Below are 18,034 nucleotides of genomic sequence, written 5' to 3' on the forward strand. Positions count from 1 at the left end.
AAGCGGCTTGTCACGAAAAGTGTCGAGACTTATAACGATAACAACCACAGGCCGCAAGCCGAGTCGAACGTTGTAGAATGCGCGGCCCTTGTCTTTACCGGAATCTGTAATGGATCGCCCGCGTTTTCGAGCTGTATTTTTTCACCCGCGCTTTTGGCTGTTATGGCTGGGACTCGGCCTGTTGTGGCTGATTACCCAGTTGCCCTACCGTGCATTGCTGACCATTGGTCGATTACTTGGCGCCGGCATGTACCGCGTGGCCGCTGATCGTCGCCGCATTGCCGCGCGCAACCTCGAGCTGTGCTTCCCGGAAAAATCCGCCAAGGAACGTAAACGGCTGCTCAAGGAAAACTTCGCGTCCACCGGCATTGCCTTCTTCGAGATGGCCATGAGCTGGTGGTGGCCCAAGTCGCGTCTGGCGCGCCTGGCCCATGTCGAAGGGCTTGAGCATTTGAAGCAGGCGCATCTGGATGGCAAGGGTGTGATCCTGATGGCGTTGCACTTCACCACCCTGGAAATCGGCGCGGCCCTGCTCGGGCAGAAGCACACCATCGATGGCATGTACCGCGAGCATGGCAACCCGCTGTTCGACTTTATCCAGCGCCGTGGCCGTGAGCGGCATAACCTCGATTCCCTGGCAGTGGAGCGCGATGACGTGCGCGGCATGCTCAAGCTGCTGCGCTCGGGCCGCGCCATCTGGTATGCGCCGGACCAGGACTACGGCGCCAAGCAAAGCATTTTCGTGCCGCTGTTCGGCATCCAGGCCGCTACCGTAACCGCCACCAGCAAGTTTGCGCGGCTGGGCAAGGCGCTGGTGATGCCCTTCACCCAGGAGCGCCTGGCCGATGGCAGCGGTTACCGCCTGGTGATCCACCCGCCGTTGACCGACTTCCCCGGCGAGAGCGATGAAGTTGACTGCCTGCGCATCAACCAGTGGGTTGAAGCCTCGGTGCGCGAATGCCCCGAGCAGTACCTGTGGACGCACCGGCGCTTCAAGAGCCGCCCGCCGGGTGAGGCTAAGCTGTACGAACCGCGCCGCCGGTAACCCGCACTTTTTCCGCTATGGAGTGACGCAATGCGCCCAGCTGAACCGGTCACAGGCTTGATTCTTTCCGGTGGCGGGGCGCGAGCGGCGTATCAGGTGGGGGTGCTGGCGGCGATTGCCGAGTTGCTGCCGCCGGGGGCGCCGAATCCTTTTCCGGTGATTGTCGGCACCTCGGCCGGCGCGATCAATGCGGTGAGCCTGGCCAGTGGCGCCACGGATTTCACCGCCGCCATCCAACGCCTCACAGCGTTCTGGCAGGGCTTTCGCAGCCATCTGGTATTGCGCAGCGATTGGCCCGGCGTGGTGCGCCAGGCCAGCCGTTTCTTTATCCATAGCCTGCTGGGTTTCGGCGCTCAGGTGCCGGTGGCGCTGCTCAACAGTACGCCACTGCGTGACTTGCTCAACGACAAGCTGCACCTGCCGGGCATCGACGAAGCGATCCGCAACAAGCATTTGCATGCCGTTGCGGTCACGGCCTTTGGCTATGAGTCCGGGCAAGCGGTGACCTTCTATCAGGGCGGCGGCAAGATCGATGCCTGGCTGCGCCATCGGCGCATCGGTGTGCCGACCCAACTGACGGTTGAGCACTTACTGGCCAGCTCTGCGATCCCTTTGCTGTTTGCGCCGGTCAAGCTCGATCAGGAATATTTTGGTGACGGTGCGGTGCGCCAATCCGCGCCCATCAGCCCGGCCTTGCACCTGGGCGCCAACCGCGTGCTGGTGGTGGGCGTGAGCGGCAACCCGCGTGGCAATGAACCTTCGATGCAGCGTACCTACACCGGCCAGGAGCCGACCTTGGCGCAGATTGGTGGGCATATGCTCAACAGCACGTTTATTGACAGCCTGGAAAGCGATATCGAGCTGTTAGAGCGTCTGAACCAATTCAGCCATGCTGCGCCAGGGCTGGCGCCGGTAGAGGTGCTGGTGATTGCGCCCAGCCAGCCGATCGATGAAATCGCGGCGCGGCATCGGCAGGAGTTGCCGGCGGCGTTGCGTCTGTTCTTGCGCGGTCCGGGGGCGACCAAGACCAGTGGGGCGGGGGTGTTGAGTTATTTGTTGTTCGAGGCGGGGTATTGCAGCGAGTTGATTGAACTGGGCAGGAAAGACGCGCTGGCCAAGCGCGAGGAATTGTCACGGTTCCTGGGCCTTACACAGATCTGAATGTGGGAGCTGGCTTGCCTGCGATAGCGGTATTCCTGTGCCACCTATGTTGGCTGACACATCGCTATCGCAGGCAAGCCAGCTCCCACAGGGGATTGGCGTTGCTCAATCAGAAGTGATACTTGACCAGGAAGCTCGCCGTGTCCTGGTTAGTCTTGAACGCGCCGGAATCTTCGATCCCGTACTTGTTCTTCCAGTAGTCATATTCGAAGCCGACATACAGCTGCTTCTCGCCCCAATGCAGTGCCTTGCCCAGGTCATATTTAACCTGTGGGTTGAAGTGCAGGTTGGCGTGGTAAGTGCCACGGGCGTTCCTGTCGTTGTCCACCACCCAGTCCATGAAACCGTCGATCAGCACGTTGGAGTTGCCGACGGGAATGGTGTACGACCACACCGGCGTGATCTGCCATACGCCATCGCCTGGGCGATTGCCTTCGGTCTGGCGCTGGTAGAAGTTCAACTGGAAGTAGTCGAAGCCAGGGATGTTCAGGTCAAAGCCTGGGCCTAGCAGGTACGACTCGTTATCGCCTTCGCCGAACTCGTAAGTGAAGGCCAGCAGCACATCTTTGATTGGGCCGAATGAGAGGTCTTTGTCGAAGATCTTGCCGAACGACAAGCGTGGGCTGAACTCGCCGTAGTAAGTACTTGGACCGACGTTGCCGTCTTCCTTGCCGTTGTAAAAGATGCGGTCGACGAACAGGAAGTTGTCGCCGTACTTCCACGCATCGGCGTGCTCGAAGGTGACGGTTTGCTGGATCTGTGGGTTAACGGTGAAGTTCTTGCCCCACAGGTACGTCAGGCTGTTGTTCTGCCACTGCAACAAATCGCCTGCCACGGCTTGGCCGCCGGCCAGCAGGGATCCTGCCAGCATCAGGCCTTTAAACATAGGTTTCATTCGGTTGCTCCCGAGTCAAAGTTTTATGGTTGTTTTTCTACGCAGGCGCTCTGGTGTGGCGCCTTTTGGTTCGCTGCAAAAATCGTCTGTTTGGTCAGCTTTAGTGCTTTTAGCAAGAGCTGCGCCAAGGTGTTTAAAAAGCCAATAAAAGACCTTCGGCTGCACTTGATGCAGTCGAATCCCGAGGTTTTTTCTGCACGTTGGCCGCAGACATTGGGCCAGGATAAGTTGGCCCTGCAGTCAGCTTTTACATTCGCTGTTTTTTTTTGAGTCGATTCGAGCGGGCGCGGAGAATACTGGCTCCCAGGCCTTGGCTCAAGTGCGCTGTTAGAGAGCGCAGGGGGCGAGAATGGGGCGCGGCTTGTGGCCGGCCCCAGGTGAATAGGGTGCATGTGGGTATTTCCTGTTGTTTATTATTTTTGTTGTTTTTTGCTAACAGGTGAAATCAATGCGTGTGGGCGACGGCGGGCCGTTCCGAACCGCCGAGGATGTTGAACAGGATGTTCAGCGACAAGGCGCTGAGGGTGGCCATGGCGATTCCGCTGTGGGTAATCGGGCTCATCCACAGGGGCAACTGCGCGAAGAACTCCGGGCGCACCACTGGGATCAGGCCCATGCCGATGCTGACCGCCACCAGCAACTGGTTGCGGCGGTCGGCAATGTCGGCCTCCTGCAGGATCTTGATCCCGGTCGCTGCGACCATGCCGAACATGGCAATAGCGGCGCCGCCCAATACTGCCGGTGGAATCGACGCCACCAGAAACGCGGCTTTGGGCAGCAGGCTGAGCACAATCAAAAATGCCCCGGCCATGATCGTCACCGAGCGGCAACGCACACCGGTCATCTGCACCAGGCCGATATTCTGGGCGAATGAGGAGTGGGTAAACGTATTGAAGAAACCGGCGAAAAATGAGGCGCCTGCGTCACACAGCAGGCCACGGCGCAGCATTCTTGGCGTGACTTCCTGGCCGGTGATTTTGCCCAGTGCCAGGAACATCCCGGTGGACTCGACGAAGATGATCACCACCACCAGGCACATCGACAGGATGGGCGCCAACTCGAACTTGGGCATGCCGAAATGCAGTGGCGTCACCAGCTGCACCCATGGCGCCTGGGCCAGGCCGCTGAGGTCAACCATGCCAAGCAGGCCGCACAAGCCATAGCCGAGCGCCATGCCGATCAGCACCGAGATATTCACCCAGAAGCCGCGCATGAAGCGGTTGATCAGCAAGATGGTGGCCAGCACCAGCGCGGCAATCGCCAGGTAAACCGGCGAGCCAAACGTTGCAGCAGCGCTGCCGCCACCGGCCCAGTTCACGGCTACGGGGAACAGCGACAGGCCAATGGCAGTGATCACGGTGCCGGTTACCAAGGGCGGGAAAAACCGCACGACCTTGGACATGAACGGTGCGATCAACATGCCAAAGAACCCGGCAGCGATGGTTGCGCCGAAGATGCCCTGCAAACCGATACCGGGCATGCCGGCCATGGCCACCATGCTGCCGACGGCGGCAAAACTGGCGCCCATCATCACCGGCATGCGAATGCCCACCGGGCCGATGCCGAATGACTGCACCATGGTGGCAATACCGGCCACCAGCAGGTCGGCGTTGATCAGAAAGGCGATTTCTTCACGGCTCAAGCCTGCGGCCTGGCCAATGATCAGGGGTACGGCGACGGCGCCGCCGTACATCAGCAAGACGTGTTGCAGGCCTACCAGAATCAGTTGCAAGAGGGGCAGCCGCACCATGGCGGGTGCGGCGGGAATCTGCGGTTCGACTAACTCGGTCATGCAACACCTCGGATCTTTTTTATTTTTGTGTTGTTTGGAACGCTTTCTGTAAATCACCACAAATCCCTGTGGGAGCTGGCTTGCCTGCGATAGCGGTGGCCCAGCCACTCATCTGGTGGCTGATGCACCGCTATCGCAGGCAAGCCAGCTCCCACATTTTGGATTTGTGTTACTCAGGCTGTCAGTTAGTGCGCGCCCCCTGGTTGATCCAGGTGCCGATCAAATCCCGTTCCTGCTGGGTCATCTGGGTGATGTTGCCCAGCGGCATGATCTGGCTGGCCACGGCCTGCGCTTGAATACGCGCCGCCTGCTGCTGGATCTGCGCCGGGGTATCGAACATCACGCCGGCGGGTGCGGTGCTGAACAGCGGGCTGGTGGGCTTGGCCGAATGGCATACGGCGCAGCGTTCCTGGATCACGCCGTGCACCTTGTCGAAATCAATCGATGCCTGGGCCGGTGCCGCAGCAGGTGCTGCTGCCGGTGCTGGAGGTGCAGCCGGTTTCAAGCCACCACCCAATGCAGTTTCCGGCAATGGCTGGTACTCGATAGCTGCTGGTGCTTTGGCCACGTCCGGTGCAGTCGAAACAGGTTTTGGCCCCGTCACATACGCCAGGCAAATCATCGCCAATGCGCCGACCGGCAAGGTCCACGCATACTTCTGGCTGTTATGCCGTGTGTTGAAGTAGTGACGCACCAACACCGCTGCCACCGCGATACCCGCCAGGATCAGCCAGTTGTATTGGCTGCCGTAGGTGCTCGGGAAGTGGTTGCTGATCATGATGAACAGCACCGGCAAGGTGAAGTAGTTGTTGTGACGCGAACGCAGCAGACCCTTGGCCGGCAGCGCCGGATCAGGTGTGCGGTTCTCGGCGATGGCCGCCACCAGCGCGCGCTGGGCGGGCATGATAATGCGGAACACGTTACCGACCATGATGGTGCCGATCACCGCACCCACGTGCAGGTAAGCGCCACGGCCGCTGAACACTTTGCTGAAGCCGTACGCAGCGGCAATCAACAGCACGAACAGGATCAGGCCGAGCAGGGCAGGGCGCTTGCCCAATGCGGAGTCGCAGAGGAAGGAGTAGATGAACCAGCCGGCCAGCAACGAGCCGAGGCCCAGCAACACACCTTCCGGACCGCTCAGGCTGCTGCCCGGCGCCAGTAGGTACAAGGTCGGGTTGGCGTAGAACACTACGCACAGCAGCGCGATGCCCGACATCCAGGTGAAATAGGCTTCCCATTTGAACCAATGCAGGTTGTCCGGCATGGTCGGCGGGGCCAGTTTGTATTTTTCCAGGTGGTAGATACCGCCACCGTGGATCGCCCATAAGTCACCGGCCAGGCCGTCTTTTGGGTTGACGCGATTAAGGTTGTTTTCCAGCCAGACAAAATAGAAGGAAGCGCCGATCCACGCGACGCCAGTGATCATGTGAACCCAGCGCACGCTAAGGTTCAGCCATTCCATCAAATGTGCTTCCACAGTCTTTACCTCTCGCCTGTCACCCTTGTTGTCGGGTGATCAAGCCTTCTCTTATTGGTGGGGGGCGAGGATCAAACGCTCATCCTCTTTGAAAAAATGCTCATCGCAGTTATTGCCGGTGCCACTGCGATCAACCACCAGGAAGTCATCCCGCTTTTCGATCGTCAGCACCGGATGGTGCCAGACGCCGCGATGGTAATTAATGCCCTGCCTGCCGTTGGTGACGAAGGCGCGGACCAAGCCCGATACAGGTTCATCGCCAAGTGGCGCGACCACGATCAGAAAGGGGTTGCCGAGCAGCGGGATGAAAGCCTGGCTGCCCAGCGGGTGTCTTTCCAGCATGCACACGGTCAGCGGCATGTCCTGCGCGTCGGCGCGGAAGATGCTGATGATCGCGTTGTCTTCAGGCTGGGCGGTTTCTACCGTGGCCAGCTTGTGAAAGCGCATGGTCGACCCGTTGTTGATCATGAAGTGATCGCTGCCATCGGTTTCGATAACGTCTCCGAAAGGGGCGAAGGCTTCTTTGGTCAGGGGTTCGATCACTAGTGTGCGCATGGCTGTCTTCTTATCCGAATTCTGTGTTGTTTGTTCTATTGCTATCGCGGGCAAGCCCGGCTCCCACATTTTGATCTGTGAATACATTCAAATGTGGGAGCTGGCTTGCCTGCGATGGGCTCACCGCTTATTTAGCGACTTTACCGAGGACCCGCAGGCGGCTCACACCACCATCCGGGAACACGTTCAGGCGGATATGGGTAATCGGCCCCAGTGCCTTGATCTGCTCGGCAAACGTGTGTTCAGCGTGCATTTCCAGTTTCTGCGCCGGCAGCAGCTCGCGCCAGAACAGCGATTGGGTTTCGATCTGGCTGTCGGTGCCGCCCTTCACGAACGCGCCCTGGATCGAGCAAGTGTCCGGGTAGTTGCCCTTGAAGTGCAGGGTGTCGACCACGATTTTCTCGATTTCGCCTGGGTGGCCCAATGCGACGATCACCCAGTCATTGCCTGGCGTGCGACGACGGGCAGTTTCCCAGCCATCGCCCATGTTGATGCCACGGCCCGGGTTGAGGATGTTGCTCATGCGGCCGAAGTGCTCATCGGAGCACGCCAGCGCACGACCGCCGTTGAGGGCAGCAGCCAGGTCGACCTGTTCGTTGTCGCCCACCGAGGACCAGTCGCGGAATGGCACGCCGTATACGCGCAGACGCGCCACGCCGCCGTCCGGGTAGATGTTGAAACGCAGGTGGCTGAATGCCTGGTCGTTGTTGATCTCGTGGTAGTGGTGGCTGTTGCCTTGCAGCTCCACCGCCGACAGCACTTCCACCCACTGGGTGTTGGCGTCCGGCTCGCCCGACGCCAGGAAGCAGGCTTCCAGGGAGGCCGATGGCGGGAAGTTGCCGGTGAAGAATGAAGTGTCGATGTCCACGCCTTTGATCGAGCCGGGTACGCCCAGGCGGATCACGGCGCTGTCGTAGCCTTCGAAGCGCTTGCGGCGCGACTCCCAGCCGTCCATCCACTTGCCGTTGTCATCGAAAACGCCCTCCTTCCATACGGCCGGGGTCGGCTGGAACAGGCGGTTGGCGTCAGCGAACCAGTCATCGGTCACCGAGAGGATCTTGGTGCCAAGACGCGCGTCGGCCAGGTTGACGAACTTCTCGAAAGGTACGGCGTAAGCTTTCATTCTTCTTGTCTGCCTTAAATTAAGTGGCTTGGGATGCTCGCCAGGCCCTGGGCGTCATGAGCGCTCGGGCGAGGGTTGCTTAAAGAGTCAGTAAACGGAACAACGCGATTTTGTTGATCTCGGCCAGCGCGCATTTGAACTCGGCGTCTGCCGAGTTGTGAATGCGCGTTTCAAACGCGGCGAGGATCTGGTGCCGGTTGCTGCCTTTTACCGCCATGATGAAGGGAAACTTGAACTTGGCCTTATAGGCGTCGTTCAGCTCGGTGAAGCGAGAAAACTCTTCGGCCGTGCATTGGTGGATACCGGCGCCAGCCTGTTCATTGGTGCTGGCTTCGGTCAACTGGCCCTGGACGGCCGCACGGCCGGCCAGGTCCGGGTGAGCGTTGATCAGCGCCAGCTGGCTGGCATGATCGGCGCTCAACAGGATATCGCTCATGCGCTGGTGCAGGGGTTCGATCTGGTCGATCGAGGCATCCTGGCCCAGGTCAAAGGCCTTTTCGGCCACCCATGGCGAGTGTTCGTAGATGTCGGCAAAGGCGGCGACGAACTCATCGCGGCTCAAGGTCGACGGTTTTAATGTCTGGAACGCAGTCATTTCGCCGCTCCCGTGTACGGGTGGGTTTCGTGCCAGTGACGGGCGATGTCAACGCGGCGGGTGAACCACACTTGTTCATGACCCTTGGCGTATTCGATAAAGCGTTTCAACGAAGCCAGGCGCGCAGGGCGGCCGATCAGGCGGCAGTGCAGGCCGATGGAAAGCATTTTTGGTGCTTCAGCGCCTTCGGCATACAACACGTCGAACGCGTCCTTGAGGTACTCGAAAAAGTCATCGCCCTTGTTAAAACCCTGCACCTGGGTGAAGCGCATGTCGTTGGTGTCCAGGGTGTAAGGGATCACCAGGTGCGGCTTGCCGGTCGGGTTGTTGGGTTCCCAGTAGGGCAGGTCGTCGTCATAGGTGTCGCAGTCGTAGAGGAAACCGCCTTCCTCCATCACCAGCCGGCGGGTGTTGGGGCCGGTGCGGCCGGTGTACCAGCCCAATGGGCGTTCGCCGGTCAGTTCGGTGAGGATGCGGATGGCTTCGAGCATGTGCTCGCGTTCCTGGGCCTCGTCCATGTACTGGTAGTCGATCCAGCGGTAGCCGTGGCTGCAGATCTCGTGGCCGGCCTCGACCATCGCGCGGATCACGTCCGGGTGGCGCTGGGCGGCCATGGCGACGGCGAAGATGGTCAGTGGGATATCGAATTCTTTAAACAGTTTGAGGATGCGCCACACACCCGCACGGCTGCCGTATTCGTACAGCGACTCCATGCTCATGTTGCGGGCGCCTTGCAGCGGCTGGGCCGAGACCATTTCCGAGAGAAAGGCTTCGGACTCTTTGTCACCGTGCAAAATGTTGCGCTCACCTCCTTCTTCGTAGTTGAGTACGAACGACAGCGCAATGCGTGCCTTGCCCGGCCAGTGGGGGTGAGGAGGGTTACTGCCGTAACCGATCAGGTCGCGTGGGTAGTCAGCGCTCACTGCAGTCTTCCTTCTTGTTCGTGGTAGCAAGTGTGTGTGGCGACCGGGCAGTGAAAAGACTGGGTGGCGTCACAGCGATGAGTGATTGTATACAACTTATCAGCCACTTTGTAAGCCTACATTTCTGCATTTTTTCTGCAGCACTCGGTTAAAAGGGTGTAGCAAGAAACTTGCCTGGTTGGTCAGCTAATGGACAAAAGGTCGTTTAAAAGCAAGGTTTACTTGCTAAATGCTCCTCCGAGCAACGCCGGCAGGGTGATCCAAAACTTTGTGATTTTTATTGTGTACAATTTTTTTAAAAAGTGTCTTAATCAGCCATCGCCCGCTTTTTTGATGCCCTGAAAAAGTGCAGGTTTATCTTCTACTGACTTAAGGAGGCGCGTAGACGCCATGGGACGTTTGACCACACACGTTTTGGACGCCGCACACGGCTGCCCCGGCAGCAATATCCAGGTCGAGCTGTACCGCGTCGACGGCGCGCAGCTGGAACGGGTTGCCACTGCCACCACCAACAGCGACGGCCGCTGCGATGCGCCACTGCTGCAAGGCGATGACTACCGCAGCGGTGTTTACCAACTGCAATTCAGCGCCGGCGACTACTACCGCGCCCGTGGCGTGCAATTGCCGGAGCCGGCCTTCCTCGACGTCGTCGTGCTGCGTTTTGGCATCAGCGCCGAACAGGACCACTACCATGTGCCGCTACTGATTTCGCCTTACAGCTACTCCACCTATCGCGGTAGCTGAGTCGTCACCTCGCTTCACACCCCCAAAGCTCTTCGTTGGTTTTTTGCCCGCCCACACTGCGGGCTTTTTTTATTCTAAATGGCTCACGGGCCGCCCAACTATGTAACGCACCTGGGGCGGCTGAGGTGCCTAGGCTCGGCTTTTCTGTACGGAACAGTCCGCCATGAGTACCGACACCACCGCCTGGTTGGCCGCTGAAGCTACTGCGGCGCAAGCGCTTAATTTTGATGACCCGCAAACCTCGGAATCGCAGCGTGATGCGGCGATTCGCATACTTCTGACCCGCCGGCTGAACGCGGTCACGCAGCCCAGTCATGAAATCAATCGCCTGTGCGAAGCCCAAGCCAGGGCCAGGCAGGCAGCAAAATCGCTTAAAGGCTTGATCGGGCGTGCGCCGAGAGTCCTGGGCATTATCCGTGGCGCATTACGCAAAGCCTTTGCGCTGGACCCCGACACGCTGATGTTTACCGAATCCCGGCCGCCGCCTTTTCCTCTAAAGGTCTATAGCCTGACCGAAAAAGCGCTGGCGCTCCTCATTGACCCCGATGTGCCGCTCGACATTAACCAGTTCACTGTATTGCGTATCAAGGACGAACCTGCGCGGGCATTGGCGTTTACGGCCTGGGATGCGCTGGTACGTGTGAAGGGGTTGGCGCTGCTCGGTCAGGTTGAGAAGGCTGAACGCGACTATTGGCAGCAACTGGCCTATGGCTCCTGGCTGACACGCAAGCAGCATTGGGTCCAGTTACGAAAATCGATGTTTGCCGAGAATGCCCTGCTGGCCCATCGCGTTTACCACCTCTCGGACCGCGGCTTTGCCATGGTCCGTAAAGTCATGGAGATCCCCGGCGCCGATGCGCGCCGTCGCGCCGCAGGTGAGTGGGCGAGTATTCAAGTGAGCAGGGTGGCGTGGCCTGGCACCAATCAGGCACTGGTCCCGGTGCCGGGCGCTTTGCATATTTATCGTGAAGACATCGTGGGGGGCGCGCCCCATGTGATTTACCTGCCGGGTCTGATTCGTGAGTTTTATGAGTTCAGTTCCTTGTACCGCATGCAGTGCGATCTGCCTGCACTGGTCAACGGCCCTTTGAGCCAAGTGTTATGGCAGTGTTTGCCACTGCGCCGTTGGCATGAGCTGTGTAACACGCCAAGTGTTACGCCTCAGGCGTTTACCCTTCAGCTTATTGGTGTACATCAGGAAGACGTGTTGCTTGCCAGTGCGACCGAGTTGCTGGAGGCGCAGTGGGATAACGAGGTGGCCTGTGCATTGTCAATCAACCCTGCGGCTGTGGGCGTTCAAGGTGTGGGGCAGTTCAGCGCTCCTGATCTGAAACGCTTGCTTAAATTCATCGAAAAAGGCCGTCGCCGGCTGGCACGTAGCGCCCTCCTGGGAAACACCCTGGACGCCTTGCCGGAGTGGGACCAACAGCGCCGCAGCGGTGAGATTGCAGGTGCAAGCCTGACGCCGGACCTCGCCCTCAAGACCCGTGAAGCGCAACTCGATCGTTACGAAAAAGGCTTAATGGCCCTGTTGGATCCGACGGATGTGGGCGAAAGCAGTGCACCCTATCAAGACTTTTTGAGCCTTGAGCAGCGATGGCAGGAACACGTGAGCACCGCGAGTCAATTGGCGCATGGCCCGCACGAGCGCATGTTTCAAAAGGCATTCTGGCTTGAACAGCCTTTGGGCGGGTCTAATCGCGGTTCATTGGTGGGGACTGCCCTACGCCGGGCTTTGCATCTGGAAGCCCAGATGCAGCAACAGCTGAACCTGATGCCCTCCGTGCACCTGGAGCGATTGAATACGGTATTGAGTGAGTCGTGGGTGCCTGGCGACAGTGCTGACGATACCTGTGTGTTGCAGGTCTCGGTCGGCAGCGAGTCCGGCCAGGTGTACCCGCTGCTGGGGGCTCTGCTCGTGACCACGCATCAGGCCCTGGCTCACCCGAGCGGCCCACACTCAGTATTGTTATATGTGGCGGGCCTGTATGGCGGGCTGGTGCCCTTCGACAACGTGAACGCTTTCGCCAAGGGGCTTCAAGCCAGCCTCAAAAGCCGCGACGGCTGCGTTTTGTGGCGCTGCATCGGGCGTGATCACCGCGTGGCTGCGCGTGGCGCGATCCATGCGTTGCCCATGGATGCGCCACTGATAGTGAGTTACGAGGCCGTCAAGCGCACGATGCTCATAGACTTGTTCGTTAAGCTGATGCAACGTTATGCGGCGTTGAACAAGCTGGTGGGCCAGGGTGTGCGGTTGTTCAGTGAGGTGAGCGATCCGCAGTTAAGCCGAATGTTGCTGGCCCAGGAGTTGTTCGAGTGCCTGCAAGTCCCCGCCAATGATGCTCGCACACTGGCCTTGGCCAATATCAACCTGTTGCAGATGGCAGCCACCCAGGCCAAAAAACTCCCGTCGTGGTTGGGCATTGCCTCACCCGGAAGTCGAAGCCACTACAAACGCTTGTCACGCCGTTATCTGGTGAATGCCTTTGCGGTGGAGAGCAAACTGTGGCGGGACTTGCCGGACTTGGCGTCATTCGCACGTAATGCCTTGATTGCGCGATTGACTCAGGACGGCTTTTACCCGCAACTGGATATCGACAAACCCCTGATGGATTTGCCCGATGATGTCAGCTCCCACTTTTGTGGCCAGTCGAGTGAGTGCGCAGTGGGTGATCGCGATACAAAAAAGGTCGTCAGCGCGCAGCGCACCACCTTCAGCCTGCTGCAATTGGCGTTGCATAACCTCGACCCCAAGGCACCCTGGACCCGCTGGCGGTTGAATCGCGCACGCTGGCTGGAGCCGGGCTGGAAAGACCGCTTGAGTGTGCGTTACCTGATCAACACCCTGTCTTCGCTCGATCTGGGAGGGGAGTACGACAAGCTGATCCTTAACGCTTTTTACCCGCCGGCGTCTACGTTGGCCACGTCTACTGGGCTCTCACAGGCTCTGGTCTATAGGGCTTTGCAAGAACGCGCGCAGATGCAGCTGTACTCTGCGGTGCGCCAAGGCTTGGGGGATAAAGGGCAGCGCCTGTTTACCCTGGCGATGGCGGCTCGGTCGGCGAGTGACCTGAAAAAAGATGGGTTTGACGTACAGTTGGCAGTTCTGCGCCTGATGGACGTAACCCCAGAACATGATCGGCACATTGCTGGCTTGTTGTTCATTCATGACCGGTTATCAAAGCTCTGTGTGGTGTACTGGCCCATGGCTGCGGCAAGCCGGGTGATTGTCGCGTATGCCAGTTTGGACGAAGCACAAAAGGCGTTGAATCTTATCGGCGCACTTCCCGAAAACCAGAAAGCGTTGGCGCGCCAGGTGGCGCCCGGCTGGGAGGCGCAGGCGCTGGCCGGCTACCCCAATGAAGACCTAGGGGTGCAACACCGCATGCCTCACTCGTTTGAGCCGGGTCAACCCGGCCTATATCGTTTTGTTGCCATGATGGTGGAGTTTTTTTTGGCCCCGCCCAAAAAACCGGCGCTGGACAATGAAAGCATTGAGGCGTTGATCAAGAAACAGATTGAGTCACAGCCTGAACAATGGTTAGCGGCTGCGCCCACCCGCTATGGCAATGCCATGGCGTTGTTGGCCCACGCCCAGGTGTTCGAACTGCAACGGCGTACCCAGGCCCAATCCCAGTCTTCCCAGGCGCTGGAGCAATACCGCGAGCAACGGCTGGGGGAGCAGCGCGACGCGACAATTCGCGCGATGCTGTCCTTCGTTCCGGTACTGGGCATTGGTATCAACCTTTATGAAATGCTGCTTGCGGCACGACGTTATCATTTCAGCGGGTCTGCCCATGACGCGGTGGATGTGGCGTTCTTGACCATGATTGCGTTCGTCGATGTGCTCACATCCTTTGGCCCTGCCCCAAAAGGCGCGCGCGTTTCGCGTGTCGCTTTAGCCCGATTGCATCGCCATCAAGGGTTCACGCTCGGTACCCGCGCAGGCCTTAAACCGTCACCGATCAAGCCACGTCATCTGCTGGAGCACTTCCAGTCCCCTGTCGACTTGGATGGTGCCGTTGAATTGGCGGGGCCTGGAGGTCAAGGACGCTATGTGAAAAATGGCCAGCAGTTTATCCGCGAGGGTAACGATGTTTACCCGGTATACCAACGTGTGAACGAAGAAGGGCTGCGCCTGAAAAATAGCCAGGGAGGAGGGCAAGATGAGCTGATTTTGCACATCGAGCAGCCCCGCGAATGGCTGCTGGGTGCCGATGCACCGATGCCCGGGCCGAGTTCAGGCGTATGGCAGCCTTGGGGCCCCAGCAGAAGCGTCACGGAGTGGTCGCCGCCCTCGCGCGCGGGTATGGAAGCGAACGTGCGCGCCTCGCCTGTGGCCAACAGTACCTGGCAGGCGTGGGGGTTTCGGCGCAGTGGCTCACTGATCGAAGTGCCGCCCCTGGGCCGCAACCTATACCGGGTGGCAGCTACGCCGCAGGTTGCGGCTATTGACCTGTTGCGACTAGGGCCTGATTACTATCGGTTATTGCCCCAGGGGTCAGACGCGGCGTCTTCGAATATCGTCTTTATGATGCGCAACCAAGATATTTCGTTCAGGGCGTCCGTGGACATGGAGCGCTGGCTGGGCGTGGCTGCTGCTGAGCAGCCGATACCGACGGTCCTGGGTGCCAATGGGCTGTGGACGCCCCATCAAGTGCTGTTTAATGAACGCCTGGACGTCACGGTGGGGCGGGCTTTCCCTACTATGACCGCAGGCAGCAGGCGGTTTGTTGCCGACCGGCTCACTGAGTTGGCAGACACCGGCCCCACGGTAACCGCCACGCATCTACTCAATATCAGGGCGACGCTCGACCGTTGGACGGCACCGGGAACCCCGGACCGCCTGCCTGATCTGCTGAGAATGCTAAGGCCTGCGGGCGAGCCGGGCGACCTCACCATTAACCTGGGGGTCGATGGTTCAGCACCGGGAGGCACGCGGCTGGATTTCACGCCGCCCTTCAGCCTTGACCCCTCGTTGATCAGGCGCCGCGCCGGCAACGGCGTACTTCGTTCGCAATCTGTTCAAGCGGCCGTCAGGCAGGTACTCGAAAGCTATGGATTCACCGTCAGGGGCGTTCCAAGGCGGCATGGCGGGACCAGTACGATAGATTTTTACTGTATCCATCCGCATTCGAATTCGACCTATTTTGTGCTCAATAATTGGGTGGAGAATCGCGTTGTCCGCATGAGCTCAAGGGGCGCGGCGCAGATGTCCGATGCTTGGTTTCGCCACCGTATCAGTGCGCACTCGCTATTTTCGGCGGAGTTCGCCGCCATTGATCAAGCCATGACACAAAAACGTCTGGTTCGGATCGTTGCAGGCATTCAGTGGCGAGTTCGTTTTGAAGAGCCCGCCAGTGTGTATTTTGCCAAAATCGCGCCGTTCAACCCTTGAGCAGCGCTGCGGTTGCAGCACCGCCAAAGAGTGCGGCACTGACGCGGTTGAACCAGCTCTGGCCTGCGCCGCTGCGCAGGTAGCGCGCGGCACCGTGGGCGCCGAGGCCGTAAGCCAGCTTGCAGAGCAAGTCGAGTACTGTCCAGGTGGCGATCATGATCAGCAGCTGTGGCAGAAATGGCTGTTGGCTACTGAGGAACTGCGGCAGGAAAGCGGCGAAAAACAGGATGTCCTTGGGGTTGCTGGCGCCCAGCACAAAGGCCCGGCCAAACAGTGCGCGAAAACGCGGCACCGCCGGCGCCTGTGGTACCTCGGCGCCATGGGTTGGCAGGCGAGATTGCTGCCAGCTCTGCCAGGCCAGGTAGAACAGGTACAACGCGCCGACGATTTTCAAGGCGCTGAATAACTGCTCGGAGGCCAGCAACAATGCGCCCAGGCCCAAAGCCGAGGCGCTCAGCAGGCAGATCGAGGCAAACACCCCGCCCAGAAACGCCGGGTATGAGCGGCGCAGGCCATAGTTGAGGCTGTTGCTGATCATCAACAGTGACAACGGCCCGGGGATCAGGATCACCACCAACGCTGCGCCGCTGAACAACAACCAGGTATCCAGGTTCATCTACATTTCTCCCTTCATGCAAAAGCCCCGCCCGAAGGCGAGGCGGTTTTTCAGCCATTCCCGAACTACAGGAAGATGAACTTGGCGATAAAGATCGCGCACAGCACCCACAGGCTGACAGAAATCTCACGGTACTTGCCTGTGCCGGCCTTGAGCGCCACGTAAGTGATAAAGCCCAGGGCGATACCGTCGGCGACCGAGAAGGTCAACGGCATCATGATCGCCGTGACGATTGCCGGAATGCTGTCGGTGGCCTCATCCCAATTGATATGTGCCATGCTCGCCATCATCAGCATCGCCACGTAAATCAGCGCACCGGCGGTGGCATACGCCGGAATCATCCCCGCCAGTGGCGCAAAAAACATCGCCGCCACAAACAGAATGCCTACGGTCACGGCCGTGAGCCCGGTGCGACCACCTGCAGCCACGCCCGCAGCACTTTCCACATAGCTGGTCACCGGCGGCACACCGACCATGGCGCCAAATACGCTGGAGGCGCTATCGGCCTTAAGCGCGCGGGACAGGTTATCGATCTTGCCATCGGCATTGACCAGCCCGGCCCGTTGCGCGACGCCCATCAGTGTACCTGCGGTATCAAACATGTGTACAAAAAGAAAAGCAAATACCACGCTGATCATGCTGACATTGAATACACCTTTTATATCCATGGCCATCCAGGTCGGCGCCAGGCTCGGTGGGGTGGAAAGAATGCCGTTGTAGTGCACCAGGCCCAGGCCCCAACCGGCGAGTGTCACGGCGATGATGCTGATCAGGATCGCGCCGAATACCCGGTGATAGCTCAGGATCGCGATCAACAGGAAGCACACGGCCGCCAGCAACGGCGCAGGCTCGTGCAGCGAACCGAGCTTGATCAAGGTGGCCGGGCTGTCGACGATGATGCCGGCAGTCTTCAGGCCGATCACCCCAAGGAACAAGCCGACGCCTGCGCCCATGGCATGGCGCAGGCTTACGGGGATGCTGTTGAGCAGCCATTCACGCACGCGTGACAGCGTCAGTCCCATGAACAGCACGCCGGAAATAAACACTGCGCCCAGCGCGGTTTCCCAGTGGTAGCCCATGGTGCCGACCACGGTGTAGGTAAAAAACGCATTCAGGCCCATGCCCGGCGCCAGGCCCACTGGCCAGTTGGCGTATAAGCCCATCAACAGACAGCCCAGCGCAGCGGCGATGCAGGTGGCGACAAACGCCGCACCGTGATCGATACCGGCGTCAGCCATGATGTTGGGGTTGACGAAGATGATGTAGGCCATGGTGATGAAGGTGGTGAGGCCGGCAATCAGTTCGGTTCTCACTGTGGTGCCATGCAAGCGCAGTTTGAACAGGCGTTCCAGCCAGCCGCCTTGCGGTGGGGCGAGGTCCAGCGTAGGGGCTTCGGTTTTTTGGCTATCCACAGCAAGTACTCCTCAAGAGTTTTATTGTTATTTCCAGCGCCGGTCACAGAGGTGGGCAGCAGCGCTTTGAGGTACTGGCGGGTTTTGTTGACCAGTAGGTCAGGAACTCGCACGAAGCGAATTATGCTTTTGTATACAAATAAAGCAAATAATGTTTTCTATTTTGTCTGGGAAAGGGGATGAAAGGCGGATGCAGGGGCGTTTCTTCGGCTTGTTGTGGCGAGCAGGCTTGCCCTGCGTTGGGGCGCGAAGCGGCCCTGAATCAGTCACCGCGGGGCTTCAGCTAGAGATCATC

Annotated in this window: 14 protein-coding genes; 4 read left to right on the forward strand and 10 right to left on the reverse strand. The window is 59.3% G+C overall.

Annotated features, from left to right (window positions below):
* Nucleotides 1–109 precede the first annotated feature (109 nt).
* Nucleotides 110–1,045: a lipid A biosynthesis lauroyl acyltransferase gene (locus tag P5706_RS09540; RefSeq protein ID WP_017137854.1), complete on the forward strand. Its 936-nt coding sequence runs from the start codon at nt 110–112 to the stop codon at nt 1,043–1,045.
* A gap of 30 nt (nt 1,046–1,075) precedes the next feature.
* Nucleotides 1,076–2,206 (forward strand): patatin-like phospholipase family protein, encoded by a 1,131-nt coding sequence (locus tag P5706_RS09545; protein ID WP_200431256.1) that lies wholly within the window; start codon nt 1,076–1,078, stop codon nt 2,204–2,206.
* Nucleotides 2,207–2,315: 109 nt separating this feature from the next.
* On the opposite strand, the gene P5706_RS09550 is transcribed toward P5706_RS09545, so the two are convergent.
* The 8 genes from P5706_RS09550 to puuE form a co-directional block, all read right to left on the reverse strand.
* Nucleotides 2,316–3,101: an outer membrane protein OmpK gene (locus P5706_RS09550; RefSeq protein ID WP_017137852.1), complete on the reverse strand. Its 786-nt coding sequence runs from the start codon at nt 3,099–3,101 to the stop codon at nt 2,316–2,318.
* Nucleotides 3,102–3,124: 23 nt separating this feature from the next.
* Nucleotides 3,125–3,493 carry a hypothetical protein gene (locus P5706_RS09555; protein ID WP_200431257.1) on the reverse strand — a complete coding sequence of 123 codons (369 nt, stop codon included), beginning with the start codon at nt 3,491–3,493 and terminating at the stop codon, nt 3,125–3,127.
* Nucleotides 3,494–3,546: 53 nt separating this feature from the next.
* On the reverse strand, nt 3,547–4,893 hold the full coding sequence (locus P5706_RS09560; protein WP_200431258.1) for a nucleobase:cation symporter-2 family protein: 1,347 nt from the start codon (nt 4,891–4,893) through the stop codon (nt 3,547–3,549).
* 181 nt (nt 4,894–5,074) lie between these two features.
* Nucleotides 5,075–6,373 (reverse strand): urate hydroxylase PuuD, encoded by a 1,299-nt coding sequence (locus P5706_RS09565; protein ID WP_285679078.1) that lies wholly within the window; start codon nt 6,371–6,373, stop codon nt 5,075–5,077.
* A 51-nt stretch (nt 6,374–6,424) separates the two neighbouring features.
* On the reverse strand, nt 6,425–6,928 hold the full coding sequence (locus tag P5706_RS09570) for an ureidoglycolate lyase (RefSeq protein ID WP_056861103.1): 504 nt from the start codon (nt 6,926–6,928) through the stop codon (nt 6,425–6,427).
* A 127-nt stretch (nt 6,929–7,055) separates the two neighbouring features.
* A complete protein-coding gene (gene alc, locus P5706_RS09575; RefSeq protein WP_137204239.1) occupies nt 7,056–8,051 on the reverse strand; it encodes an allantoicase in 996 nt (331 codons plus the stop codon).
* Nucleotides 8,052–8,130: 79 nt separating this feature from the next.
* On the reverse strand, nt 8,131–8,646 hold the full coding sequence (uraD, locus tag P5706_RS09580) for a 2-oxo-4-hydroxy-4-carboxy-5-ureidoimidazoline decarboxylase (RefSeq protein ID WP_285679079.1): 516 nt from the start codon (nt 8,644–8,646) through the stop codon (nt 8,131–8,133).
* Nucleotides 8,643–9,569 carry an allantoinase PuuE gene (gene puuE / locus P5706_RS09585; RefSeq protein ID WP_065911482.1) on the reverse strand — a complete coding sequence of 309 codons (927 nt, stop codon included), beginning with the start codon at nt 9,567–9,569 and terminating at the stop codon, nt 8,643–8,645. The genes uraD and puuE overlap by 4 nt, the downstream gene beginning before the upstream one ends.
* A 390-nt stretch (nt 9,570–9,959) precedes the next feature.
* On the opposite strand from puuE, the gene uraH reads away from it, so the two are divergent.
* Both uraH and P5706_RS09595 read left to right on the forward strand, forming a co-directional pair.
* Nucleotides 9,960–10,313: a hydroxyisourate hydrolase gene (gene uraH, locus P5706_RS09590; protein WP_056861106.1), complete on the forward strand. Its 354-nt coding sequence runs from the start codon at nt 9,960–9,962 to the stop codon at nt 10,311–10,313.
* A gap of 163 nt (nt 10,314–10,476) precedes the next feature.
* Entirely contained in the window at nt 10,477–15,711 is a 5,235-nt protein-coding gene (locus P5706_RS09595; protein ID WP_285679080.1) for a dermonecrotic toxin domain-containing protein, read from the forward strand.
* On the opposite strand, the gene P5706_RS09600 is transcribed toward P5706_RS09595, so the two are convergent.
* Nucleotides 15,701–16,327: a LysE family translocator gene (locus tag P5706_RS09600; RefSeq protein ID WP_200431263.1), complete on the reverse strand. Its 627-nt coding sequence runs from the start codon at nt 16,325–16,327 to the stop codon at nt 15,701–15,703. The two genes, P5706_RS09595 and P5706_RS09600, sit on opposite strands and share 11 nt — an antisense overlap.
* 65 nt (nt 16,328–16,392) lie before the next feature.
* A complete protein-coding gene (locus tag P5706_RS09605; RefSeq protein ID WP_017137842.1) occupies nt 16,393–17,739 on the reverse strand; it encodes an NCS2 family permease in 1,347 nt (448 codons plus the stop codon).
* Nucleotides 17,740–18,034 lie beyond the last annotated feature (295 nt).

The sequence above is a fragment of the Pseudomonas sp. ChxA genome (assembly GCF_030263855.1).
Taxonomy (GTDB): domain Bacteria; phylum Pseudomonadota; class Gammaproteobacteria; order Pseudomonadales; family Pseudomonadaceae; genus Aquipseudomonas; species Aquipseudomonas fluorescens_CB.

What these genes read in the sequence shown, in the direction of transcription:
- P5706_RS09540 (WP_017137854.1), top strand. Translation starts at nt 110, where the DNA reads ATGGATCGCCCGCGTTTTCGAGCTGTATTTTTTCACCCGCGCTTTTGG.
- P5706_RS09545 (WP_200431256.1), top strand. Translation starts at nt 1,076, where the DNA reads ATGCGCCCAGCTGAACCGGTCACAGGCTTGATTCTTTCCGGTGGCGGG.
- P5706_RS09550 (WP_017137852.1), bottom strand. Translation starts at nt 3,101, where the DNA reads ATGAAACCTATGTTTAAAGGCCTGATGCTGGCAGGATCCCTGCTGGCC.
- P5706_RS09555 (WP_200431257.1), bottom strand. Translation starts at nt 3,493, where the DNA reads ATGCACCCTATTCACCTGGGGCCGGCCACAAGCCGCGCCCCATTCTCG.
- P5706_RS09560 (WP_200431258.1), bottom strand. Translation starts at nt 4,893, where the DNA reads ATGACCGAGTTAGTCGAACCGCAGATTCCCGCCGCACCCGCCATGGTG.
- P5706_RS09570 (WP_056861103.1), bottom strand. Translation starts at nt 6,928, where the DNA reads ATGCGCACACTAGTGATCGAACCCCTGACCAAAGAAGCCTTCGCCCCT.
- alc (WP_137204239.1), bottom strand. Translation starts at nt 8,051, where the DNA reads ATGAAAGCTTACGCCGTACCTTTCGAGAAGTTCGTCAACCTGGCCGAC.
- uraD (WP_285679079.1), bottom strand. Translation starts at nt 8,646, where the DNA reads ATGACTGCGTTCCAGACATTAAAACCGTCGACCTTGAGCCGCGATGAG.
- uraH (WP_056861106.1), top strand. Translation starts at nt 9,960, where the DNA reads ATGGGACGTTTGACCACACACGTTTTGGACGCCGCACACGGCTGCCCC.
- P5706_RS09595 (WP_285679080.1), top strand. Translation starts at nt 10,477, where the DNA reads ATGAGTACCGACACCACCGCCTGGTTGGCCGCTGAAGCTACTGCGGCG.
- P5706_RS09600 (WP_200431263.1), bottom strand. Translation starts at nt 16,327, where the DNA reads ATGAACCTGGATACCTGGTTGTTGTTCAGCGGCGCAGCGTTGGTGGTG.